22 protein-coding genes are annotated in these 20,843 nt (G+C 74.5%); 8 read left to right on the top strand and 14 right to left on the bottom strand.

All coding sequences use genetic code 11. From position 1 onward, the window contains the following. Window positions 1-7: 7 nt before the first annotated feature. From ACWDD9_RS12245 to ACWDD9_RS12225, 5 genes are all read right to left on the bottom strand, one after another. Complete coding sequence (locus tag ACWDD9_RS12245) at window positions 8-1,342, bottom strand: STM4012 family radical SAM protein (protein WP_449811544.1); 1,335 nt, start codon at window positions 1,340-1,342, stop codon at window positions 8-10. Next, a complete protein-coding gene (locus ACWDD9_RS12240) occupies window positions 1,339-2,181 on the bottom strand; it encodes an STM4013/SEN3800 family hydrolase (RefSeq protein WP_449811648.1) in 843 nt (280 codons plus the stop codon). Before ACWDD9_RS12240 ends, ACWDD9_RS12245 begins: the two co-directional genes overlap by 4 nt. 29 nt (window positions 2,182-2,210) lie before the next feature. Continuing rightward, the gene (locus ACWDD9_RS12235) at window positions 2,211-3,335 is read right to left on the bottom strand and encodes an STM4014 family protein (RefSeq protein ID WP_449811543.1); all 1,125 of its coding nucleotides are present in this window, start codon (window positions 3,333-3,335) and stop codon (window positions 2,211-2,213) included. 16 nt (window positions 3,336-3,351) lie between these two features. Next, window positions 3,352-4,293 (bottom strand): STM4015 family protein, encoded by a 942-nt coding sequence (locus tag ACWDD9_RS12230; RefSeq protein WP_049652830.1) that lies wholly within the window; start codon window positions 4,291-4,293, stop codon window positions 3,352-3,354. An 82-nt stretch (window positions 4,294-4,375) separates the two neighbouring features. Continuing rightward, window positions 4,376-5,353, bottom strand: coding sequence for an STM4015 family protein (locus tag ACWDD9_RS12225; RefSeq protein WP_388046565.1), 978 nt, complete (start codon window positions 5,351-5,353; stop codon window positions 4,376-4,378). A gap of 201 nt (window positions 5,354-5,554) precedes the next feature. Here ACWDD9_RS12225 and ACWDD9_RS12220 point away from each other — a divergent pair, with 201 nt between their 5' ends. The 4 genes from ACWDD9_RS12220 to ACWDD9_RS12205 all read left to right on the top strand — a co-directional run bounded on the left by ACWDD9_RS12220 (window position 5,555) and on the right by ACWDD9_RS12205 (window position 9,252). Further along, the gene (locus ACWDD9_RS12220) at window positions 5,555-5,881 is read left to right on the top strand and encodes a hypothetical protein (RefSeq protein ID WP_049652826.1); all 327 of its coding nucleotides are present in this window, start codon (window positions 5,555-5,557) and stop codon (window positions 5,879-5,881) included. A 128-nt stretch (window positions 5,882-6,009) separates the two neighbouring features. Further along, window positions 6,010-7,125: a DUF6745 domain-containing protein gene (locus ACWDD9_RS12215; protein ID WP_259317017.1), complete on the top strand. Its 1,116-nt coding sequence runs from the start codon at window positions 6,010-6,012 to the stop codon at window positions 7,123-7,125. A 115-nt stretch (window positions 7,126-7,240) separates the two neighbouring features. Further along, complete coding sequence (locus tag ACWDD9_RS12210) at window positions 7,241-8,038, top strand: MerR family transcriptional regulator (RefSeq protein WP_375873813.1); 798 nt, start codon at window positions 7,241-7,243, stop codon at window positions 8,036-8,038. After that, window positions 8,035-9,252: a glycosyltransferase gene (locus ACWDD9_RS12205; RefSeq protein ID WP_449811542.1), complete on the top strand. Its 1,218-nt coding sequence runs from the start codon at window positions 8,035-8,037 to the stop codon at window positions 9,250-9,252. The genes ACWDD9_RS12210 and ACWDD9_RS12205 overlap by 4 nt, the downstream gene beginning before the upstream one ends. A 34-nt stretch (window positions 9,253-9,286) precedes the next feature. Here the strand turns inward: ACWDD9_RS12205 and ACWDD9_RS12200 are convergent, their stop codons facing one another. The 3 genes from ACWDD9_RS12200 to ACWDD9_RS12190 all read right to left on the bottom strand — a co-directional run bounded on the left by ACWDD9_RS12200 (window position 9,287) and on the right by ACWDD9_RS12190 (window position 11,436). Beyond that, window positions 9,287-9,925: a VC0807 family protein gene (locus ACWDD9_RS12200; RefSeq protein WP_449811541.1), complete on the bottom strand. Its 639-nt coding sequence runs from the start codon at window positions 9,923-9,925 to the stop codon at window positions 9,287-9,289. Then, window positions 9,922-10,584 (bottom strand): TetR/AcrR family transcriptional regulator, encoded by a 663-nt coding sequence (locus ACWDD9_RS12195; RefSeq protein ID WP_449811540.1) that lies wholly within the window; start codon window positions 10,582-10,584, stop codon window positions 9,922-9,924. The genes ACWDD9_RS12200 and ACWDD9_RS12195 overlap by 4 nt, the downstream gene beginning before the upstream one ends. 78 nt (window positions 10,585-10,662) lie before the next feature. Continuing rightward, window positions 10,663-11,436, bottom strand: coding sequence for a class I SAM-dependent methyltransferase (locus tag ACWDD9_RS12190; RefSeq protein ID WP_449811539.1), 774 nt, complete (start codon window positions 11,434-11,436; stop codon window positions 10,663-10,665). A gap of 190 nt (window positions 11,437-11,626) precedes the next feature. Between ACWDD9_RS12190 and ACWDD9_RS12185 the strand changes: the two genes are divergently transcribed. Then, window positions 11,627-11,941 (top strand): hypothetical protein, encoded by a 315-nt coding sequence (locus ACWDD9_RS12185; RefSeq protein WP_449811538.1) that lies wholly within the window; start codon window positions 11,627-11,629, stop codon window positions 11,939-11,941. A 269-nt stretch (window positions 11,942-12,210) separates the two neighbouring features. On the opposite strand, the gene ACWDD9_RS12180 is transcribed toward ACWDD9_RS12185, so the two are convergent. Further along, a complete protein-coding gene (locus ACWDD9_RS12180; RefSeq protein ID WP_449811537.1) occupies window positions 12,211-12,657 on the bottom strand; it encodes a tetratricopeptide repeat protein in 447 nt (148 codons plus the stop codon). 285 nt (window positions 12,658-12,942) lie between these two features. Next, the gene (locus tag ACWDD9_RS12175) at window positions 12,943-13,434 is read right to left on the bottom strand and encodes a GNAT family N-acetyltransferase (RefSeq protein ID WP_449811536.1); all 492 of its coding nucleotides are present in this window, start codon (window positions 13,432-13,434) and stop codon (window positions 12,943-12,945) included. Window positions 13,435-13,532: 98 nt separating this feature from the next. On the opposite strand from ACWDD9_RS12175, the gene ACWDD9_RS12170 reads away from it, so the two are divergent. Further along, window positions 13,533-14,462: a LysR family transcriptional regulator gene (locus ACWDD9_RS12170; RefSeq protein WP_449811535.1), complete on the top strand. Its 930-nt coding sequence runs from the start codon at window positions 13,533-13,535 to the stop codon at window positions 14,460-14,462. Window positions 14,463-14,650: 188 nt separating this feature from the next. Then, window positions 14,651-15,040: a DUF4259 domain-containing protein gene (locus ACWDD9_RS12165; RefSeq protein WP_380737130.1), complete on the top strand. Its 390-nt coding sequence runs from the start codon at window positions 14,651-14,653 to the stop codon at window positions 15,038-15,040. Between the two features lie 141 nt (window positions 15,041-15,181). Here ACWDD9_RS12165 and ACWDD9_RS12160 read toward each other — a convergent pair whose 3' ends face one another. From ACWDD9_RS12160 to ACWDD9_RS12150, 3 genes are all read right to left on the bottom strand, one after another. Then, on the bottom strand, window positions 15,182-16,753 hold the full coding sequence (locus tag ACWDD9_RS12160; RefSeq protein ID WP_449811534.1) for a SulP family inorganic anion transporter: 1,572 nt from the start codon (window positions 16,751-16,753) through the stop codon (window positions 15,182-15,184). Further along, window positions 16,750-17,352 (bottom strand): carbonic anhydrase, encoded by a 603-nt coding sequence (locus tag ACWDD9_RS12155; RefSeq protein WP_449811533.1) that lies wholly within the window; start codon window positions 17,350-17,352, stop codon window positions 16,750-16,752. The genes ACWDD9_RS12160 and ACWDD9_RS12155 overlap by 4 nt, the downstream gene beginning before the upstream one ends. 199 nt (window positions 17,353-17,551) lie before the next feature. Beyond that, window positions 17,552-17,914 carry a hypothetical protein gene (locus ACWDD9_RS12150; RefSeq protein WP_049653423.1) on the bottom strand — a complete coding sequence of 121 codons (363 nt, stop codon included), beginning with the start codon at window positions 17,912-17,914 and terminating at the stop codon, window positions 17,552-17,554. Window positions 17,915-18,178: 264 nt separating this feature from the next. Between ACWDD9_RS12150 and ACWDD9_RS12145 the strand changes: the two genes are divergently transcribed. After that, complete coding sequence (locus ACWDD9_RS12145) at window positions 18,179-18,940, top strand: class I SAM-dependent methyltransferase (protein ID WP_449811532.1); 762 nt, start codon at window positions 18,179-18,181, stop codon at window positions 18,938-18,940. Window positions 18,941-18,990: 50 nt separating this feature from the next. Here ACWDD9_RS12145 and ACWDD9_RS12140 read toward each other — a convergent pair whose 3' ends face one another. After that, window positions 18,991-20,592 (bottom strand): ABC-F family ATP-binding cassette domain-containing protein, encoded by a 1,602-nt coding sequence (locus tag ACWDD9_RS12140; RefSeq protein ID WP_449811531.1) that lies wholly within the window; start codon window positions 20,590-20,592, stop codon window positions 18,991-18,993. Window positions 20,593-20,843 lie beyond the last annotated feature (251 nt).

The following is a 20,843-nucleotide window of genomic DNA, read 5'->3' as shown; positions in this document are numbered from 1 at the left end:
AGGAAGGTCATTTCGCCTCGTACGCCGCCATCAGGGCCCGGACCTCGGGCGAGAACAGCATCGGCCCGGCGGCGTCCGAGTGCGCCAGCCCCTCCGGGCTGAGGCGCAGGAACTCCGCGTCGCCGTCGTCGAGCCATCCGCGCTCCGCGAACTCGGCCAGCTCCGCCGGGAAGTCCTCGGCCGGTGAACCGCCGAACCGGGCGCGGTAGTCCGCCAACGGCAGGCCCTCGGCCTGGAGCAGCGACTGCACCAGGTGCCGCCGGCGCGGCTCCGCGCCGCCCATCCGGTGGCCCACCTCGGCACGGTGGAAGTCCTCGGTGGCGACGTAGTCGTCGATGATGCCGCGCACCTCGGTGGCGTTCACCGCGTAGTCGAAGGAGTAGTGCAGCTGGGAGGTGTAGGAGCGGGCGCCGCAGCCCAGGCCGACCATGCCGTCGGTCTGGCAGGCGTACTCGCCCGCGCCGGCCTGCGGGGAGGCGGCGCGGCGGAACATCCGCATCGACACCTGCTGGTAGCCGTGGGCGAGCAGGTGGTCGCGGCCGGCCCGGTAGAGCGCGAGCCGGCGCGCGTCCCAGGCGGCCCGGCTCTCCTGCTCGCCGCGCCGGGCCAGGCCGGTCAGCGGGCGGACGTACAGCGGGTAGAGGTACAGCTCCTCGGGCTGCCAGGCGAGTGCGGTGTCCAACGAGCGGAGCCAGCTCGCCTCGGTCTGGCCGTCGATGCCGTAGATGAGGTCGATGTTGAGCACCGGGAGCCCGGCCGCGCGGATCCGGCCGAGGGCGGCCTCCACCACGGACCGCTTCTGCGGGCGGACGGCGGAGCGCGCCTCGGCGTCGTCGAAGGACTGCACGCCCAGGCTCAGCCGGGTGGTGCCCCGGGCGGCCAGCACCTCCAGCCGGTCGGCGGTCGCGGTGGCGGGCGAGGCCTCCACCGAGAGGGGTATCGCCCGCAGGTCGGCGCCCATCCGCCGCTCGGCGATGTCGCACAGCCGCTCCAGCTCAGCGGCCGTCAGATAGGTGGGCGTGCCGCCACCGAACGCGGCCAGGGCGAACCGGGCCCCGTCGTCCAGCGCCGCGCGCACCGCCGTGGCCTGGCGCTCCAGGGCGTCCAGGTAGGCCGTGGTCAGGCCCTCGGGGCTGCCGATCCGGGTGAACAGGTTGCAGAAGCCGCAGCGGACCTCGCAGAACGGGATGTGGAGGTAGAGCGAGAGCGCGTGCTGCGCTTCGCCGGCCCACAGCTCGCGCAGCGGCGGGCGCTCGGGCAGCGGGCGGTAGGCCGTCTTGTGCGGGTACGCGTAGACGTACGACTGGTACGGCGAGTCCGCGCGCGGGGGTGCGGTGGTCATGCGCGCTCCTCGGAGGTCGTGGCGGTGCCCGCCGCTCGGGCGGGGAGGGTGAAGTGCGCGTACGGGACCGACCAGACCACCTCGTGGCCGATCCGGTGGCCGGTGTAGCCGTCCTCGCCGTAGGCGGTGCCGTGGTCGGAGCAGACGATCGCGAAGCAGGGGCGGCGGGCGCTCATCGCGGCGAACAGCCGGCCGATGTGCGCGTCCACGTACTCCAGGGCCGCGGCGTGGGTGGCCCGGGAGTCCCCGTGCTCGCGGGTGGCTCCGGGCAGGTGGAACCAGTTCGGCTGGTGCAGCGCCGAGACGTTCAGGAAGAGGAACAGCGGCTGGTCGGCGGACTGTTCGGCGGCGACCCGCTCGGCCCGGGTGACCTGCTCCTCGAAGGACGTCGGCGAGGCCACGCCCAACTCGGGCGCCCAGTGGCTCTCCTGGAAGAGACCCGGCAGCACCGAGCCCAGCGGGCCCTGCTTGTTGAAGAACCCGACACCGCCGATGCACACCGTGCGGTACCCGGCCGCGGCCAAGGCCGTCGGCAGGTCGGGGGCGTCGAAGACCCAGGTGCGCGGGGCGGTGCTCTCGGAGCCGGCGAAGCGGGCCGCGAACAGGCGCGGGTGCGGGCCGTCCGGGGAGGCGGGCGTCGGCAGGAAGCCGGCCAGGATCGCTTGGTGGGAGGCGTAGGTGAAGCTGCCGGGCGCGTGCCGGTGCTCCCAGCGGCCGCCGGGGAGGACGGCGGCGAGGTTCGGGATGCGGCCGGCGGCGGCCAGCTCCTCGGCGACGTCGAGGCGGAGCGTGTCGAGGGTGACGAGCAGCAGGTCGTGGCTGCCCACGACGGCGTTCATGTCGGGGGACGGGAGGGTGGTCGGGTGGTTCATCGAGCGGGTTCCGTGATCTGGTGGTCCGTCGGCGCGGGCGACGACGGGGAGGGGGCGGTCAGCGCGGCCAGTTGGGCGCCGTAGGTGTCGAGGCCCTCGGCGGGGCCGCCGGGCAGGCCGGTGAGGTTGGGGAGCAGGTCGCCGAAGGCGTTCACCTCGCCGACCAGGGCGCGCCGCCAGCCGGTCGTGGGCAGCACGTCGACGCCGACCATCGGTGAGCCGGGGAAGCAGGCCGCCGCGCGCTCGGCCGTCTCCAGCAGGGCCGGCCAGGCCGGCCCGGCCGCCTCCCGGGCCTGGTCGAGGCTGCCGCGGGCGCCGCCGAGGTGCAGGTTGGTCATCGGCTGGCCGCTGGTGCGCACCACGGCGTGGGTGGCGCGGCCGGAGACCACCACGACCCGCAGGTCCGCCGAGCGCCCGGACTGCGAGGCCTTCGGGATCCACTGCTCGACGTGCAGCCCGTCCGGTGCCAGGCCGTCGACGATCGCGGCGACCTCCCGCTCGCCGCGGTAGCGGCGCACCCGCAGCGAGTTGTGGAGCCGGCCGTCGGCCAGCTCCACCGAGGTGGTGGCCTGCAGCTGCCCGCGCGGTCCGAACTCCAGGGCCATCACCCCGGAGGCGGAGGAGCCGTGCGCCGGCTTGACGAAGACCCGGTGCAGGCCGGCCTCGGCGAGGCGCCCGCGAAGGTGCTCCCAGCCGGTGACCTCGCCGCCGAGCGCCCTGGGCACCGGCACCCCGGCCCCGGCGAGCAGCGCGTGGGTACGGCGCTTGTCGAACATCACGGCGATCTCCTCCGGATCGCCGAGCAGCCGTACGCCGGGCCGGGCGGCCAGCCCGCGCAGCGCGGCCATGACCCCCGCGTACCAGACGGCCGTGCCCTCGACCCTGGTCGGGGCGTAGCCGGGGCCGAGCGCCGGGCCGCGCAGCAGCCGGTCGACCTCCGGCTCCTCGCCGGGCGACTCGATGCGCAGCAGACCGCCCTCGGGCAGCCGGTACCGGCCGCGCAGCACGTCCAGCCAGGGCAGGACGGCGGGCTCGGGCAGCCCGGCGGCCCGGGCGGCGGCCGCGAACAGCGTCACCCGTCGGTGCCCCGGGTTGCCCAGGACGGTCAGTCGCATGGTCATCGCCTCCGCCGCCCGCCTACTCGGAGACCGAGACGTAGCGGTCGTCCTCGTCGTCCGGGTCGTCACCCTCGGCCTCGTCGAGGTCGAGCCCGACCCCGGGCAGGGCCTCGGACAGACGCTCCTGCATCGCGTCGCTCAGGTAGTGGTGGTGCAGGTCGAGGGAGTTCAGGTGGGTGAGGGGCTGGCCCTCCAGCAGGGCGGTGGCGCCCTCGTCGGTCAGCACGCCCATGGAGAGGTCGAGGGACTCCAACCGGGCCACTATCGGGGCGTGGGCGAGGGCGGCGGCGATCTCGTCCTGGAACTCGCTGTTGGACAGCCCGAGGTGGCGCAGCTCCGGCAGCCGGGAGCCGTCCAGGAACGGTGCCAGGTCGTCCATCGTGGCGTCACCGCCGTACTCGTCCACGCCGAGCCAGAGGTCCAGACGCTCCAGTGCGGGCAGCTCGGAGGCGGCCACCGCGCGCACCACGGTGGCCGGCAGTCCGCCGGACTCGAAGCGCAGGCTGGTCAGGGCGTCGTGACGGACCGGATCCAGGCCGAGGTCCGTACCGCCGCGCACGGCCAGCGACTTCAGCGCGGGGAAGGCGGCCAGCAGCGGGGTGACGTCGTCCATCACCAGCCAGGAGACCTCGCACTCGTCGTAGGTCACCTCGGCGAGGAACAGCGCCTCCAGGGCGGGCAGGCGCCCGGCTTCGGCCGTGAGGGCCTCGATCACCGGGCCGACGGAGCCGTAGCCCTCGGCCCCGTTCCACCAGGGACCGATCACCAGGGCACGGACGCTCGCCGGATCGACGTCCTGGAGGAAGGACTGCCAGAGCTGGGCGAAGTCCTGCTCGGAGCGGTACGCGAGGGCGAGCCGCCAGGCGACGCTGTCGGCGGCGGGCCGCGGCCGGGTGTCGTCGGGGGCGAACTCGTGGATCGGCAGCTCGTGGAAGCGTTCGATGTGGCGGGAGATGGACATGTCGGATCCTGGTCGGTCGGGGTGGGCGAGTACGCGGGCGGTCGGGCTGTCGGGCGATCAGGCGGGCGCGGGGCGTTGACGACTACTCGGCCACGGCCACGTAGCGCCACTGGTCGTCGGGCTTGCCGGGCTCGGAGAGGTCGACCTCGACACCGGCCAGGGCCTGACGCAGGCGCTGCTGCATCTCCTCGGTGAGGTAGTGGTGGTGCAGGTCGAGGGAGCGCAGGTGGGTGAGGGGCTGGCCCTCCAGCAGTGCGGTGGCGCCCTGGTCGGTCAGCACACCCATGGAGAGCCTGAGCGACTCCAGCCGGGCGACGACGGGCGCGTGTGCCACGGCGGCCGCGATGTCGTCCTGGAACTCGCTGTTCTGGAGGCCGAGGTGGCGCAGCTTGGGGAAGCGGGTGCCGTCCAGGAACAGCGCGACGTCGGCCATCGTCGCGTCGCCGCCGTAGTTGTCCACGCCCAGCCAGAGCTCCAGCCGCTCCAGGGCGGGGAAGTCACAGCCCGCCACCGAGCGCACGACCGAGCCCGGCAGGCCGCCGGCCTCGAAGCGCAGCGCCTCGAGGGCCTCGTGCCGCAGCGGCTTCAGGGCCAGACCGCCCTTGCCGTCCCAGTCCTGCGAGGCCCCGCGGACCACCAGCTCGGCCAGCCGCGGGAAGGCCGTCAGCAGCGGCGTGATGTCGCACTGCTGGATCCAGGAGATCTCGCACTCCTCGAAAGTGATGTCGCCGACGAACAGGGCGCGCAGGGCGGGCAGCCGGCCGGCGGCGGCGACGATCGCCTCCATCGGCTCCTGGAAGCCCTCCGGCTCCTCCGGGGACCACTGGCCGATCACCAGGGCGGTGACCCGCTCGGTGTCGACGGCGCCGAGGAACTGCTCCCAGCGTTCGGCGAACGTCGCCTCGGACTCGTAGTCGAGCTTGACCCGCCAGGCGGCCGAGGCCGCGTCCGGCAGTTCGAGGGCGCCCGATCCGCCCTTCTCCTCGGCCTCCTCCAAGGCCTCCACGAAGTCGAAGACGGGAAGGCCGTGGAACCGCTCGATGTGGTCGTTGACAGTCATGCGCTGCTCCTCTGGGGTCTGGGCCGAACAACTGTCTACCAGCCGGGACTGACAATCCGGCGGCCGGGTCGCCGTCCGGGCGCGTTGTCAGACCCTTGCTCTATGTTCGGGTCCTGGCTCCGGAGAGTGACCGCGGCGGACGCGGCGGAGCCATGGGTTCCGGCGTCCGCCGGAGCCCCTCCGTACGGCGAGGGAGGACTGATGTACCGCCAGGGCGATGTGCTGATCGTGCCGGTAGAGGAGGGCGCGGTGCCGCCGAGGGTGGTGGAGCTGGCCGTGCAGCCCCGGGACGCGCGGGGCCGGATGGTGCTCGCGCTCGGCGAGGTCACCGGGCACGCGCACGCCGTGGTCGGCCCCGGCGAGCTGCGCCGGGAGACCGGGCCGTTCGGCGCGGGCTGGCTGCACCTGCCCGAGGGCGGCCGGGTGGTGCACGAGGAGCACGCGGCGATACCGCTGCCCAAGGGCTGGTACCGGGTGGTCCGCCAGCGCGAGTACGTGCCGGGTGCGGTGCGGATGGTCGCGGACTGACGACCGCTCCGCCCGCCGTACGGGGGTCGGCGGGCGGGTGCGGACACGAGGGTGGAGCGCGGCCGTGGCCGCGGCACGGAACGGGAACGGACGGCCGGGCGGGGAGCCCGGCCGGGAACGGAGCAGGGATGGAGACGGTGATCCACGACGAGGTCCACGGCGACCGGGCGCAGGCGCGGGAGCTGCCCGGGCCGGTCGAGGTGACGGCCCGCTGGCGGGCGGCCGCGGCGGCCACCGGAGCGGGCGACCGGGCGGCGGCCGAGCGCGCCGTCCGGGCCGCCTACCGGGCGGCCGGGCTGCCCGAGCCCGCGGCGATCCGGTGGTTCGGCTCGCCGCTCGCCGCGACCGGGGCGGCGCTGGAGCTGCGGGCCGCCGGGGCGGAGAGCGTGCGCGAGGCCGTGCGCACCAAGCCCTGGGAGGAGGCCAGGCGGCGGGCCGTCGAGCAGGTCGGCGCCGCCGGGTGGGCGGGCCACTGGGCGCTCACCGGGGGCGAGCTCGGCCCGGTCACCACCCCGCTCGCCGACCGGCTGCGCAACGCGGTGCTCGACCGGCTCGCCCCCGAGGCCGACCGGGAGGCCGACGCCGCCGTGGCCGAGGAGGCCCGGGCCCGTCGCACCACCGTCCGGCTCGCCCTGCTGGACGCCGTGCGCGGCCAGCACGACGCGCCGTGGTTCGCCGCCTTCGAGGCCGCCGGGGCGAGCGCCGCCGCCGCACCACTGGCCGAGCTGGCCCGGGAGGTCGGCTGGTGGTGGCCGTACCGGGACGTGGCCCTGCTCAGCGAACGGCCGACCGGCCTGCACCGCGACGAGGCCGGGCGGCTCGACCGGGCGGACGGGCCCGCCCTGGAGTACGCCGACGGCTTCGCCCTGCACGCCTGGCGCGGCATGCCCGTCCCGCCGGAGTTCCTGGCCGGCCTGGCCGAGGTGACGGCCGAGCGGATCCGCACCGAGGAGAACGCCGAGCTGCGCCGCGTCCTGCTGGAGCACTACGGCTACGAGCGCTACCTGGCCGACTCCGGCGCCGAGCCCGTCCACCGGGACGAGACCGGCGTTCTCTGGCGGATCGTCCTGCCCGACGACGAGCCGGTGGTGATGGTCGAGGTGGTCAACTCCACGCCCGAGCCGGACGGCACCCACCGCACCTACTGGCTGCGCGTCCCCCCGAGCACCCGCACCGCGCGAGCCGGGGTCGCCTGGACCTTCGGCATACCCGAGACCGCCTACCACCCGCAGCGCGAGACCTGACCGAGGACGCCGTCCGGCATCCGGAGCAGGCCCCTGAGCTGCGCGTGTTGACCCTTACCCCACGTCAGGCCGCACGGTGGGGGCGCAGCGAACGCACGGATGATCGGAGGGACGCATGAGCTGGTCGGTGGGCCAGGTCTCCGGCTTCGCCGGGGTCACGATCCGGACCCTGCACTACTACGACCGGTCCGGGCTGCTCACGCCCAGTGAGCGAAGCCCGGCCGGCTACCGGCTCTACAACGGCGCGGACCTCGCCAGGCTCCAGCAGATCCTGTTCTACCGGGAACTCGGCTTCCCGCTCGACGAGATCGCCGACATCCTGGCGGACCCGCAGGCCAACGCCCTCGACCACCTGCTGGCGAGACGACACGCCCTCACCGAGCAGATCGCCCGGCTGCAGAAGCTGGTCGACGTCGCCGAGCGGGCCATCGAGGTCCAGCGCACCGGGGTCGAGCTGAGTCCGGAGGAGCGCTTCGAGGTCTTCGGGGACGTCGTCTTCGACCTCAGCTACGCGGCCGACGCCCACCTCAAGTGGGGCGAGCGGGACAGCCACCAGGAGGCCCTGGCCCGCGCCGCCACCCACTCCAAGGAGGACTGGCGGCAGCTGATGGCGGAGGCCGCGGAGTGGCGCGGCCGACTGCTGGAGGCCTTCGACCGGGCACTGCCGGTCGACCACCGGACGGTGCTGGACCTCGCCGAGCAGCACCGGCAGCACATCACCCGGTGGTTCACGCCCTGCCCGCCGGAGATGCACTGCCGGATCGCCGACGACTACGAGGCGGACGCCCGCGCCTTCGCCCTCGTCGTCCCGCCGGCCGAGCAGCGCCCGGGGTTGGCCGGCTACCTCCGTGCGGCGATCGGCGCCAACGCCGAGCGGCGCAGCGGGAGCGACCCCGAGGAGGCGGCCCGATGAGAATCCTCGTCACGGCCGCCGGATCGCACGGCGACGTCGCCCCCTACACCGGTCTCGGGGCGTACCTGCGCGGCGCGGGGCACGAGGTCGCGCTCGCGGCGCCCGAGACCTTCCGCGAGCTGGTGGCCGGCAGCGGCCTCGATTTCCGTCCGCTCCCGGTCGATCCGCGCGGGGCGGGCACCGGTCCGACGGGCGGGCGCTCCGAACTGCTCGCGCGGGCCGCGGCGTTCATCGGGAAACTGGGTGACGGGCTCGCGGACGCCGCCGCGCCCGGAGCCGATCTACTCCTGCTGAGCACCACCACCGCGCCGCTGGGCTGGCACCTCGCGGAGGCGATGGGCGTCCCCAGCATCGGGGTCTACCTGCAACCCACGCTGCCGACGCGGGAGTTCCCGCCGGTCGTCGGGGGCGGCCGCTCGCTGGGGAGCTGGGGCAACCGGGCGGCGGGAGCGCTCGGCCAACGGGTCGTCGACCGCCTGCACACCGGGGCCGCACACCGCCTGCGGTCGCGGCTGGGCCTCCCGGCGCTCTCCCAGACCGCGCGCCGGCGGGCTGTGGAGCGGGCGCACTGGCCGGTACTGCATGGCTTCAGCCCGACCCTCGTACCGCGCCCGGCCGACTGGCGGCAGGGGCTGCGGGTGGTCGGCAACTGGTGGCCGTACGTGGCGGAGGACTACGGCCTCCGGGCCGAGGTCGAGGACTTCCTGCGGGCCGGGCCGCCGCCGGTGTTCATCGGCTTCGGCAGCATGGCGGCGGGGCAGGGCGAGCGGCTGAGCGCCCTGGCGGTGGAGGCCCTGCGGCGGGCGGGAGTCCGGGGCGTGGTGCAGGCCGGCTGGGCCGGGATCGCCGGGGAGGGCGACGACGTGCTGACGGTCGGCGAACTGCCGCACGCCCGGCTCTTCCCGCGCATGGCGGCGGTCGTGCACCACGCGGGTGCGGGCACGGCGGCTGCGACGCTGCGCGCGGGCGTGCCGAGCGTCCCGGTCCCGGTGACGGCGGACCAGCCGTTCTGGGCCGACCGGCTCCACCGGCTCGGTGCCGCCACCGCTCCCGTCCGGTTCACCGACCTGACCGCCGACCGTCTGGCGCAGGCCATCCGTCAGGCCGTCGAGGAGCGGCGACTGCGGGAACGGGCGCAGGAGGCGGCCCGCGCCCTGGCGAAGGAGGACGGCGCGGGCCGGGTCGCGGAGGCGGTGGTGGCGTTGGGCGGGTAGCGGAGGAAGCGCGGACGGCCCGGCCCCGTTCCGGTCAGGCCCGCAGGCCGTGGCGCTTGGTGTACCGGAGGTGGAAGACGAGCAGCGGCGCGGCGATCACCGGCCAGCACAGGTTCATGGCCGCCGGGGCGGTGTCGATGGGAAGGAGGTACGCGAAGGCCAGTTGGGCAAGGGCGTTGAGCAGGCTGGCCGCGCCCCAGACCGCGGTGAGCACCCGGACGCCGTGACGGAACGCGGAGTCCTGCTCCCAGCGTCCCTCCCAGGCACGCAGCCCGTCCTCGCCCGCCTTGGCCTGCACGAAGGAGCGGAAGACCACCATCAGCGCCGGGCGCCCGTAGCCGACGGAGGCCAGCAGCCAGATCCCGAGGAGCCCGCCGAGCATGCCCGTCCAGGCCTCGCGGATCAGCAGGGTGCGGGCGTCCCCGGTGAGAATCGAGAGCACCAGACCGAGGGCGATCATGCTGAGGATCAGCAGGGCCAGGAAGTCGACGCGGCGGGTTCGGACCAGCCGTACCACCACGGTGACCGCAGGTACGGCGGCGGACCACAGCAGGGCCCACCACTGGTCCGCGCCTGCCGAGCGCAGCCCGTAGTAGACGGCGAGAGGAAGGACGAGATCGATCAGCAAGGGTAAGAGGAGGGCGGTTCGGCGCGGGGCGGCGTGGAGGGTCACTTCGTCTCCTCGGTCCCGGCCTCGGCCTCGGTCCCCGTCGCGAGGGCGAAGAGGGTGACCAGCTCGCGCCCGTAGGCGCGGACGTCGAAGTCGTCCCCGGCGGACAGCCGGTTGGCGGCCGCATCGATCGAGGCGCGGATCGCCAGGGCCATCGCCTCGGGGTCGAACGGCCGGAAGTCACCGCTGAGCTGTCCGTCCCGCAGGTGTCGGACCAGCAGCGAGACGGGGGTGTCGAAGCCGGCGGAGCTGACCAGCGGGCTGCCGTCCTCCCGGCGGGCGTTGGCGAGGACGTCCACCAGCGCCCGTACCTCGACCGGGTGTTCCGCCAGGAACTCCAGGTTCGCCTCGATGTAGGCGGCCAGCTGCGCGGCGGGCGCGGGCCGGGCATGGATGCGCGGCTGCATGAAGGCCTGCGCCGACTCCTGGACGGAGTCGACGAGGGCCTGGAAGAGGTCCTCCTTGTCCTGGAAGTGGTACGAGATCAGCCGCACGCTGGAGAGCTTCGCCCGCTTGGCGATCTGAGCGAACGAGGCCCGGGCGTAGCCGAGTTCGGCGACGGTCCCGATCGCGGCGGTGACGATCTGGGCGCGTCGGGCATCAGTGGTGACGCTCCGGCCGGAGGCGGGAGCGGCAGGAGAGGAGTCAGATTTTACTCGCATGAGTAAAAATTAACATGGATCGGCAAAAGTGGAGGCGCAAAAGGGCCCTGCCACGGCAGGCCGCCGCGTCCGCGCAGGTCAGGGCGTCCGGGCGATCAGGGCGGGCTGGAAGAAGCCGGTGTCGGCGGGCTGCTCCCAGCGGATGCCGGCCAGGCCGGCCTCGGCGGCGAGGGCGCTCAGCTCGTCCTGGGTGAGCGCCCAGTACGTGGAGCGGCGGACCGCGACCCGCCACTCGTCGGCCTCGTCCGGCAGCAGCCGGAAGAGCTCCAGGTCGTACCGCTCGCCGTCCTCGTGCCACTGCCAGAGCTGGAAGAGGACCGACCGCCGGCCGCCGTGCTCGGCGGTCTGCGGCGGAGTGGAGGCGGGCCGGGTGCGGCGCAGTTCGTCGTACGGGCGGGTGGTGACCAGGAGCAGTCCGCCCGGGCGCAGGACCCGTCGCATCTCACCGAGCGCGGCGCGGACGTCCTCGGCCGTGAGCAGGTGGGGCAGCGCGTTGTCGGCGCAGACGACGACGTCGAACCGGCCGTCCGGGAAGGGGAGTTCCCGCATGTCGGCGGCGGCGGTGGGCAGCCGGAGTCCGCGCTCGGCGGCCTCGGCGGTGGCGCGGGCGGCGGCGACCGGGCTGAGGTCGGTGCCGGTGACGCGGTGGCCGAGGGCGGCCAGACCGATCGCCTGGGTGCCGATACCGCAGGCGCAGTCCAGCACCTCGGTGGGGCCGTCGCCGAGAGCCGCGCGGACCACGGCGTCCAGCGCGGAGCCCTGACGGGCGAGCGAGGCGTTCCAGTCGGTGTAGAGGAGGTGGTAGTCGTCGGCGAAATCGTCGTAGAAGCGGCCGAGGGCGGACTGGCTCATGGTGTCAGGACCTCCAGGGGGCGTCGGCGGGAGCGCAACGGTTCGCGCGGCGCCATCATGGCGCGGCCGTACCGGCGGCGAGTACCCGTTTTTCGGGGCTGTCACGGAACCGCCGAGAGGCGGGGGCGGGGAACGGTGGCCGCTGGACGGCCGGCCGATCCGCCGGCAGGACGGTGCCTACGCCGCCGTGATGCGGACCGATGCGGACGAGTGCGCCTTCGACCAGCTGGTCGTAGACGCCCAGGTCGAGGCCGTGTCCGTGGACGGTTGGGACTTCTCCTGGCTGGGAGGCCCCGGCGGGCTACCGGTGGTGCCAGTCGGGCGGCTGGGCACGGCGGCAGGGACCCTGGACGTCCAGACCGGTGACGGCGAGGTGCCTGCGGGCACCGGGCGGCTGGACGGGCGCCCGTCCGTGCTCGTCGCCACCGAGCCCTGGTCGCCCAACCCGGACCGCGCCACGTGGTTGCTGAACCCGCTGGGCGCGGGGGCTGCCGAGCATGCGTAGCGGGAGGGCGTTCAGCGTGCTGATGAGCTGACCGCGTAGCAGGAAGCGTCGGACCGTGAGCCGGTGGGGCCGGCCGACGCCGGGCCCACCGGGCCCGGGTGCCAGGCGAGATCGGGCGGCGGCCGGCCCAGGTCCGAGGAGCTGCCGACGGCGTCGACCGGGCGCGTAGCGGCCGCAGCGGGGCTCGGACCGGGCTCGACGCCGTGGCACCTGCCCGGCCCCGGGCGGTCAGGGATGGGGTTCCGGGTGGCTCGCCCGGTGGCAGGCTGTCAGGAGGTGACGGCGCCCGGGCGGTTCAGGTCGGCCCGAGTCCGCAGGAACCCGAGGTACTTGGGGTCGTCCTCCTCGAAGATCTCGGGCCCGCCTCCCATGAAGGCCCTGATCAGCTCGTCCGCGGCGCGGCCGTGGTCGCCCAGCTCGAAGGCGGTCTGGCCCAACCGTAGGTGGACGTACGGATTGCCGAGTCCGTCGGGGCACTGGACCGCGTTGTGGTAGCACTTGTAGGCCCTGTCGTGGACGCCCAGTCGGAAGTGCACGTCTCCGATCGCGACGTAGATCCAGGTCGCGGCCGCCCATGCGCGGTGGTCGCCCGGCAGCAGCCGAAGGGCTTCGAGGTAGCGCTGCTTGGCCTCGGCGAACTCTCCCAGTCCGACCAGCGCATCACCCTCCTGGCACAGGGCCCTGATCTCCGTACGAATCCCGTCGGGCAACTCCATGGCCGTCCCCCCGTCCTGAGGTGCTTCGCGCGTACCGGGCGCGTCACGTTCCTCGATGCTCCCGAACCCCGGGCCGTGATCGTACCGGTGGGCTGCCGGGCCGCTGCCACGGCCGCCGCTGCTACCGAAGGGCCCGTCGCTGCCGACGACGGCACCGCTGGGCCACGAGTCACCGCCGTCACGACCGTGGTGACCACCGTCCATGCCGACCTCCTCCGTTCACGCGTCCGTCCGCACCGCGGGCGCGGGCACAGGCGCGGGCGGTACGGACGGGCGGCACGGGCCTCAGCCCAGTTCCATCAGTATGTCGGCGCGGGCGTAGTAGTCGGCCACCGGGAGCCGGTCGCGGGTGATCCTGACGAACCCGGCGTCCTCGTAGAGGTGGATGGCGGGGGCCAGCCTGCTGTTGGTGCCGAGGAACAGCCTGGTCCCGCCGAGTTCGCGGGCCCGGTCGATCGCGGCGGCCACGAGCAGGCGGCCGATGCCACGCCCCTGCGCGTCGGGGTCCACGGCCATCTTCGCCAGCTCGAACACGGCGTCGGGGTGGACCAGGAGCGCCACGCAGCCCACGACGGTTCCGCTGCCCGGCTCGCGGGCCAGGAGCACGTCGCCGCCCGGGGCGACGATGCGGCTGAACGGATCCCCGAGCACGGCCCGGTCCGCCTTCTCCAGGGTGAACAGTCGCGCGATCCATTCCTCGTTCAGCGTGCGGAACGCCTCGGCGTCGCTCGGCGAGGCGATCGAGGAGACCACGGGCGGGGTTGAGGCGTACGGCACGGGGCGGCTTCCTTCCCTGGATGGCACCACGTCAGCCTGCGGCCGTGCCCACCCAGGTGTCCAATACGTACGCCGGCTGCCATCCATAGGCTGGAGATATGGATCAGCGAATCGAGCTCCGGCACCTGCGGTACTTCCTGGCGCTGGCCGAGGAGTTGCACTTCGGCCGTGCCGCGCGGCTGCTGCACATCGCCCAGCCGGCCCTGTCCCAGCAGATCAGGCAGTTGGAGAGGATCGTCGGTGTCGAGCTGTTCCGGCGGACCTCCCGGAGCGTCCGCCTCACGGACGCCGGGGTGACGTTCCGGCCGCGGGCGAGGGACATCCTGGGCCGGCTGGCCGCCGATCTGGACGAGGCCGGCCGGGTCGGCCGCGGCGAGGCGGGCCGCCTGGACGTCGCCTTCATCACCTCCGCCACCGCGATCGTCAGTGAACGGCTCCGCGCCTTCTCGTTCCGCCGCCCGGACGTCCAGGTCAGGCTCCACGACGGCTTCACCGTCGACGTCCTGACAGCCCTGGAACGCGGCACGGCCGACATAGGGATCGTCCGGGACGCCGAGGAGCGCGACGACATCGACCTCGCGCTCCTGGCGACGGAACGGTTCGTCGCGGTCGTCCCCGCCGACCACCCCGCCGCGCGGGGGGAGCGGGTGCAGCCGGCGGCGCTGGCCGCCGACCCCCTGATCCTCTTCCCGCGCTCGGCGGGGGCCCGCGCCTTCGACGTGAACACTCGGCCGATCCGGGACACCGGCAACGAGGTCCGGGTCGCGCAGGAGTGCTCGAACTGGCACACCATCATCATGCTGGTCGCCGCCGGCCTGGGCGTCACCATCGCCCCCCACGGCGTCACCACGCTGCTTCCCGAGGGCGCCCGGAGCCTCGAACTCGACGGGCCCTCCGCCGTGAGCCGGGTCTTCCTGGCCACCCGCCGAGGAGACGACCGCCCCCTCGTGCGGGCCTTCGTCGCGGTGTCCGAATCCGTGGCGGGCCGGGGTGAACGGTCGAACGACGGGGGAGCGTGGGCCCGTTGAGCGGTCCGGCCCCTCGGCCGCCGGAAGGCCCTGTCGGTGTCTCCGGAGCCGGAGCCGGAGCCGGAGCCGTCGCCCGAGCCCGAGCCGTCGCTCTCGCCGTCGCCGCGACCGGACGGGCCGCCCGGCGGTGTCAGTGCCGCCTGCTTCGATGGCGGGGACAGACGGCGGCACCCTTCAGAGGAGACCTCGTGGGCACGTGGGGCAGTGGGAACTTCGAGAGCGACACGGCGCTGGACCACCTGTCGGTCCTCATCGACCGGCTCGTCACCGAGGTCGCCGAGGCGATGGCCGGCGATCCCGTCGAGCTCGAACCGGACGAGTACTGGGGCGTCGCCGTGCCGTGCAACCTGGAGCTGCTGCACGTCATGGCGCGGGCCGGCCACGGTGTCCACCAGCTGCCGGAAACCGACGTGATCACGGGCTGGAAGACGGCGTTCATGGCCGTCTGGGAGCGGACCGTCGACGACCTGGAACCCTCCCCGGGCTATAAGGACGAACGCCGGTCGGTACTCAACCGCACGTTCGACCAGCTGGCCGAGGTCACCGCCGGGGTCGGGGCGGAGGAGTCCGGACGGTAGCGGAACGCCCGGGCGGCGTCGGCCGGGACACCGCGACGGTCGACGGCCGGCTCCGTGAACCGCCGCGGCCTGCTCCGCGAGGGCGCGTCGGCGGGTGGGCGGGGCGCTCCGTGAACCGCCCACCCGCCGTCCGTCCGATCGTCAGGCGCTCATGACCAGTGGCGGTTTCAGCCGCACGTCGGTGCTGCCCCGTGCGGTGTGCTGGTCGGCCCAGGTGAGCAGGGCGCTGCGGCAGGCGTGGTCGAGGTGGCGCAGTTCGCTCCAGTCGAGGTCGACCGCGCGGTCCGTCGGCAGCGACTCCAGCGTGTCCAGCAGGCGGGGCAGCCGCAGGAAGGTGGCGTTGCCGCTCAGCCGGACCTGCAGCGGTCGACCGTCACCGTCGTCGGTGAGATCGATGTGCAACCGGGAGGTCTGCCAGGCGCTCTTGGCGACGGCGAGGGCCACCCCGAGCAGCACGCCCTCGAAGAGGTTGGTGACGACGATCGCGCCGGCGGTGGCGGTCAGCACCACGACCTCGCCGCGGTGTGCCCGCCACAGGTCCGCGCCCTGCCGCAGCGGGATCAGCTTGCCGCCGGCGTGGATGAGGACGCCGCCGAGGACGGCGAGCGGGATCAGTCCCAGGACGGCGGGCAGCAGTGCGGCGAACAGCAGCAGCCAGACACCGTGCAGGACGCGGGAGGTCCTGGTCCGGGCGCCGGCCTGGACGTTGGCGGCGCTGCGGACGATCACGGCGGTCATCGGCAGCGCGCCGAGCAGCCCGCACAGGGCGTTGCCGACGCCCTGGGAGGTGAGCTCCCGGTCGTAGTCGGTGCGGCGTCCGTCGTGCATCTGGTCGACCGCGGCGGCGCTGAACAGGCTCTCGGCGGAGGCGATGACGGCGAACGCGAGCACGGTGCCGAGGCCCGCCGCGCTCGCGACGGCCCCGAAGCCGTCCGCGGTCGGGACGGCGACGGCGCCGAGCAGGCCGTCCACGTCCACCCTGGGGACGTCCAGGTCGAACAGCGCGGTCGCACCGGCGGCGAGGGCGACCGCCGCCAGCGGGGCGGGCACCGCGCGGACGGGGCCGGGCAGCTTCTTCCAGCACATCAGCAGGGCCACCGTGGCGGCGGTCATGAGGACGGCGGTCATCGCGGCCCGGCCGGTCAGCCAGTCGCCGAGCAGCGCGGGGAGCCCGGCCACCTTGGCGGGGCCGGTGCCCGGCGCGGACCGGCCCGAGACGGCGTACAGCTGGCCGAGGATCAGGATGAGGCCGATCCCGGCGAGCATGCCGTGGACGACCGACAGGGAGATCGCGCGGAACCAGCGGCCCATCCGCAGCAGGCCCATCGTGACCTGGAGGACCCCGGCGGCGAGGACGAGGGGCCCCAGGGAGGCGAGCCCGAACTGCTGGACGGCGTCGTAGACGAGAACGGTCAGTCCGGCGGCCGGCCCGCTGACCTGGAGGCTGCTGCCGGGGAGCAGGCCGACGACCAGGCCGCCGACGATGCCGGTGATCAGGCCGCGTTCGGCCGGCACGCCGGAGGCGACGGCGACGCCCACGCAGAGCGGGACGGCCACCAGGAAGACGACCAGCGAGGCGGGCAGGTCCTGGCGCCAGTGCGCGAAGGGGCCGCGCGGCGCGGACGCGGCGGAACGGTCGGAGCCGTCGGGAACCCGGTTGCGGCCACGGAGCCCGGAGCGGTCGGGGATGCGGTTGCGGTCGGGCGTGTTCACAGCGGCAGGAACCCCCGGTCCGAGCCGGCCAGGACGGTGCCGGTGTGTACCTCGTAGTACCAGCCGTGCAGGCGCAGGGTGCCCTCCGCCAGGCGGCGGGTCACGCCCGGGTAGGTGTGCAACCGGTCGAGCTGGGCGAGCACGTTGCGCTGCACCGGCCCCGCGACGTCCGCCTCCTGGTCGTGGGCCGGAACGGGGGTGAGGTGGCGGGTCGGCGGAGCGGCGTGTTCGAGCCAGGTCCGCACGGCGGGGACGGGGGCCAGGTCCTCGGCCCGGACGAGGGCACCGATGGCCCCGCAGTGGGAGTGCCCGCAGACGATGATGTCGGGGACCCGGAGGATGTCGACGGCGTACTCGATGGTGGCCGCCTCACCGCTGGGGGCGGTGGTGTCGTAGGCGGGGACGATGTTCCCGGCGGTGCGCAGCTCGAACAGCTGCCCGGGGCGGGATCCGGTGATCAGGGCCGGAACCACGCGGGAGTCGGAGCAGGTGATGAACAGGGCTTCGGGGGCCTGCCCGGCCGAGAGCCGGCCGAGGTCGTGGCCGCTGGTGGCGAGCCGGTGCGGGAAGACGCGGGCGTGCGTCACGAGGGACTGCATGAGAGGTCTCCTTCTGCCCGCCCGGGTGGTGCCGGGCGGGGAGCTGCTGTCATGGGGCAGCGGCGGGCTGACGCGGGTGCGGCGGAGCGGTGCGCCGGTCCGGGCCGCGGATCGCCGGCCGAGGGCATGGCGGGGCCGCGCGCGCCCGTACCGGGCGCGCGCCGGATCGCGTGCGGGGAGCGTCAGCTCGCGGGAGCTGTCAGCAGCGGAACACCTGGAGGCGCGCGAGCGCGGCCGGTCTCGACCCGTTCGCTTCCGGTACCGGCCCGGTGGGCACCGTGGCGGGTGTGGCCGCTACGCCGGTGCCGACCGGGGCGAGGAGGGCCGTGCGGACGGCCGTGCCGCCGCACGCGCGGTGGCGGACCGCGGCCCGGCCGGTCAGGGCCTCCGCGGCGTGGTGGGCCTTGCAGGTCGGGTCCCCCTCGGCAGCCGCCGCGGGTTTCGGCAGCGGCTCGGCGGCGTACGCCTGGGCGCCGGTCCCGAGGACGGCGAACAGGGCCGAGACGAGCGCGGCGAAGAGAAGGGCGAGCCGCTTGCCGCGCGAGATGCGCCGTGCCGTCACCGCCGCCTCCCCTCGGGTCCGTTGCCGATCACCGTCGTCCCCCAGCGTACCGACGGTGTGTAACCACGACGTTAGCTCCGGGCTCCGCCGAGGTGAGATTTCCCCAACATCGCGTGAAGGTTCTGTCGGGGCCAATCGATCCTCGTCCACAGGAATATGAGGATCCGTCATCAATTTTCGGAAGCCGCGGCCGATGCAGTGGCCGGCGGCGCCCGCCGAGGGAATCCGCTGGCCGGGCGGTGGACCCGCCGCCATGATGCGGACATGCGTACCTTCGAAGAGCTGATCGCCGAGGCGGAGTCCGTGTCCGTGGACGGCTGGGACTTCTCCTGGCTGGAGGGCCGGGCGACCGAGGAGCGGCCCTCCTGGGGCTACCAGCGGCTGCTGGCCGGGCGGCTGGGCGCGGCGACGGCGGCGCTGGACGTCCAGACCGGCGGGGGCGAGGTGCTCGCGGGCGCCGTACGGCTGGGCGGGCGGCCGCCCGTGCTCGCGGCCACCGAGTCCTGGCCGCCCAACCTGGCCCGCGCCACGCGGCTGCTGCACCCGCTGGGCGCGGTGGTGGTCGCGGACCCGGACGAGCCGCCGCTGCCGTTCGCCGACGGGGCCTTCGACCTGGTCAGCAGCCGGCACCCGGTGCGGGCCTGGTGGACGGAGATCGCCCGGGTGCTGCGCCCCGGTGGCACGTACGTCGCCCAGCACGTCGGCCCGGCGTCGGTCTTCGAGCTGGTCGAGTACTTCCTCGGGCCGCAGCCGGAGGCACGGGAGGGCCGCCGCCCCGAAGTGGAGAGTGCCGAGGCGCGGGCGGCCGGGCTGGAGGTGGTGGACCTGCGGTCCGAGCGGCTGCGGACGGAGTTCCGGGACATCGGCGCGGTGGTGTACTTCCTGCGCAAGGTGGTCTGGATGGTCCCGGGGTTCACCGTCGAGGCCCACCGGGACCGGCTGCGCGAGCTGGACGGGCGGATCCGCGCCGACGGGCCGTTCGTCGCCCACTCGGCGCGCTTCCTGATCGAGGCGCGCAAGCCGTAGCCGGGCCGGCCCGCCCGCCGGGAGGAAGCCCGGCGGGCGGGCACCGGCCCTCAGGACTGCGTGACCAGGTCCAGGTAGGTGTCGTGCCAGAGGTCCTCGTCGCCGTCCGGGAGGAGGAGCACGCGGTCCGGCCGGAGCGCCTCGATGGCGTCCGGGTCGTGGGTGACCATCACGATCGCGCCGGGGTAGCCGCCGACCGCGGCCAGGACCTCCGTGCGGGAGGCCGGGTCGAGGTTGTTGGTCGGCTCGTCGAGCAGCAGCACGTTGGCGCCGGAGTGCACCAGGGCGGCCAGGGCGAGCCGGGTCTTCTCGCCGCCGGACAGTACCCCGGCCGGCTTGTCGGCGTCGTCGCCGCGGAAGAGGAACGCGCCCAGCACGTGCCGCAGTTCGCCGTCGGTCAGGCCGGGCGCAGCCGCGGCGAGGTTGTCGCGCACGCTGAGCGCCGGGTCGAGGGTGTCGTGCTCCTGGGCGAAGTAGCCGAGCCGCAGGCCGGTGCCGGGGACGACGCGGCCGGCGTCCGGGGCCTCCCGGCCGGCCAGGACGCGCAGCAGGGTGGTCTTGCCGGCTCCGTTCGGGCCGAGCACGACCAGCCGGCTGCCGCGGTCCACGGCGAGGTCCAGGCCGGTCAGCACCGGCCGGCCGCCGTAGGACTTGGCGAGGCTGATCGCGCCCAGCGGCATCCGGCCGCACGGGGCGGGCTCGGGCAGCCGGATCCGGGCGGTGCGCTCGGCCTGCCGGACGGGTTCGAGCTCGGCGAGCATCCGGTCGGCCCGGCGGGCCATGCTGCGGGCGGTGGTCGCGGTGGCGACGTTGGCCCGCATCCGGTCGGCCTGGGTGTGCAGGGCGGCGGCCTTGCGCTCGGCGTTGGCGCGCTCCCGGGTGCGGCGGCGCTCGTCGGCGGCGCGCTGGTTCAGGTAGGTCTGCCAGCCGGTGTTGTGGACGTCGATCGTGGCGCGCTGCGGGTCCAGGTGGAAGACCCGGTTGACGGTCTCCTCGAGCAGTCCGAGGTCGTGGCTGATCAGGACCAGTCCGCCGCGGTGGGTGGCGAGGAAGCCGCGCAGCCAGGCGACGGAGTCGGCGTCCAGGTGGTTGGTCGGCTCGTCCAGCAGCAGGGTGCCGTGGTCGGCGAACAGGATGCGGGCCAGTTCGACCCGGCGGCGCTGACCGCCGGAGAGCGTGCCGACGGGGGAGTCCATCACCCGGGTGGGCAGGCCGATCCCGGCCGCGATCCGGGCCGCCTCGGCCTCGGCGGCGTAGCCGCCCCGGGACTGGAACCCGGCCTCGGCCCGGACGTACGCGTGCATCGCCCGGCGCTCCTCGGTGGGCGACCCGGCCCGGGCCATCGCGGCCTCGGCGGCGCGCACGGCGCGGACGGCGGCGTCCAGGCCGCGGGCGGACAGGACGCGGTCGGTGACGGTGGCCGACGGGTCGGCGGCGCGGGAGTCCTGCGGGAGGTAGCCGACGGCCCCGGTCCGGGTGACCGTGCCGGCGGCGGGCGCGAGCTGCCCGGCCAGGGTGGCGAGCAGGGTGGTCTTGCCGGCGCCGTTGCGGCCGACCAGGCCGATCCGGTCGCCGGGGGCGATGTGCAGGGTGACGTCGGACAGCAGCAGGCGGGCGCCGACGCGCACGTCGACACCACGGGTGGTGATCATGGGATAACGCTCCGAAAAAGCTTGCGGACACACGGGTGGCGTGGAAGTGGGTCCGCGAGCTAGGAGATTCGGGGCGTAGACATGTCGGGCAGGCTAGCGGGTGGGCGGAGCGGGCGCATCCGAATTAACCGGGCGACGAAGCGGACGGCTCGGAGCGGGGCGGCACGGTTGCGGATACCCGGTTTCGGCCACCCCGCCGGGCCGATGGCGCACGAGGCCGCCTTGTCGTGATCACGTCGCACTCGCTTGCA

The organism is Kitasatospora sp. NPDC001119 (genome assembly GCF_053598475.1).
Note: the sequence above shows the minus strand (reverse complement) of the source record. Positions and strands in the feature narration are given on the sequence as shown.

Excerpts from the sequence above, each read along its gene's own strand:
- ACWDD9_RS12245 (WP_449811544.1), bottom strand. The coding sequence starts at position 1,342 with ATGACCACCGCACCCCCGCGCGCGGACTCGCCGTACCAGTCGTACGTC.
- ACWDD9_RS12240 (WP_449811648.1), bottom strand. The coding sequence starts at position 2,181 with ATGAACGCCGTCGTGGGCAGCCACGACCTGCTGCTCGTCACCCTCGAC.
- ACWDD9_RS12235 (WP_449811543.1), bottom strand. The coding sequence starts at position 3,335 with ATGACCATGCGACTGACCGTCCTGGGCAACCCGGGGCACCGACGGGTG.
- ACWDD9_RS12230 (WP_049652830.1), bottom strand. The coding sequence starts at position 4,293 with ATGTCCATCTCCCGCCACATCGAACGCTTCCACGAGCTGCCGATCCAC.
- ACWDD9_RS12225 (WP_388046565.1), bottom strand. The coding sequence starts at position 5,353 with ATGACTGTCAACGACCACATCGAGCGGTTCCACGGCCTTCCCGTCTTC.
- ACWDD9_RS12220 (WP_049652826.1), top strand. The coding sequence starts at position 5,555 with ATGTACCGCCAGGGCGATGTGCTGATCGTGCCGGTAGAGGAGGGCGCG.
- ACWDD9_RS12215 (WP_259317017.1), top strand. The coding sequence starts at position 6,010 with ATGGAGACGGTGATCCACGACGAGGTCCACGGCGACCGGGCGCAGGCG.
- ACWDD9_RS12210 (WP_375873813.1), top strand. The coding sequence starts at position 7,241 with ATGAGCTGGTCGGTGGGCCAGGTCTCCGGCTTCGCCGGGGTCACGATC.
- ACWDD9_RS12205 (WP_449811542.1), top strand. The coding sequence starts at position 8,035 with ATGAGAATCCTCGTCACGGCCGCCGGATCGCACGGCGACGTCGCCCCC.
- ACWDD9_RS12195 (WP_449811540.1), bottom strand. The coding sequence starts at position 10,584 with ATGCGAGTAAAATCTGACTCCTCTCCTGCCGCTCCCGCCTCCGGCCGG.
- ACWDD9_RS12190 (WP_449811539.1), bottom strand. The coding sequence starts at position 11,436 with ATGAGCCAGTCCGCCCTCGGCCGCTTCTACGACGATTTCGCCGACGAC.
- ACWDD9_RS12185 (WP_449811538.1), top strand. The coding sequence starts at position 11,627 with ATGCGGACCGATGCGGACGAGTGCGCCTTCGACCAGCTGGTCGTAGAC.
- ACWDD9_RS12180 (WP_449811537.1), bottom strand. The coding sequence starts at position 12,657 with ATGGAGTTGCCCGACGGGATTCGTACGGAGATCAGGGCCCTGTGCCAG.
- ACWDD9_RS12170 (WP_449811535.1), top strand. The coding sequence starts at position 13,533 with ATGGATCAGCGAATCGAGCTCCGGCACCTGCGGTACTTCCTGGCGCTG.
- ACWDD9_RS12155 (WP_449811533.1), bottom strand. The coding sequence starts at position 17,352 with ATGCAGTCCCTCGTGACGCACGCCCGCGTCTTCCCGCACCGGCTCGCC.
- ACWDD9_RS12145 (WP_449811532.1), top strand. The coding sequence starts at position 18,179 with ATGCGTACCTTCGAAGAGCTGATCGCCGAGGCGGAGTCCGTGTCCGTG.
- ACWDD9_RS12140 (WP_449811531.1), bottom strand. The coding sequence starts at position 20,592 with ATGATCACCACCCGTGGTGTCGACGTGCGCGTCGGCGCCCGCCTGCTG.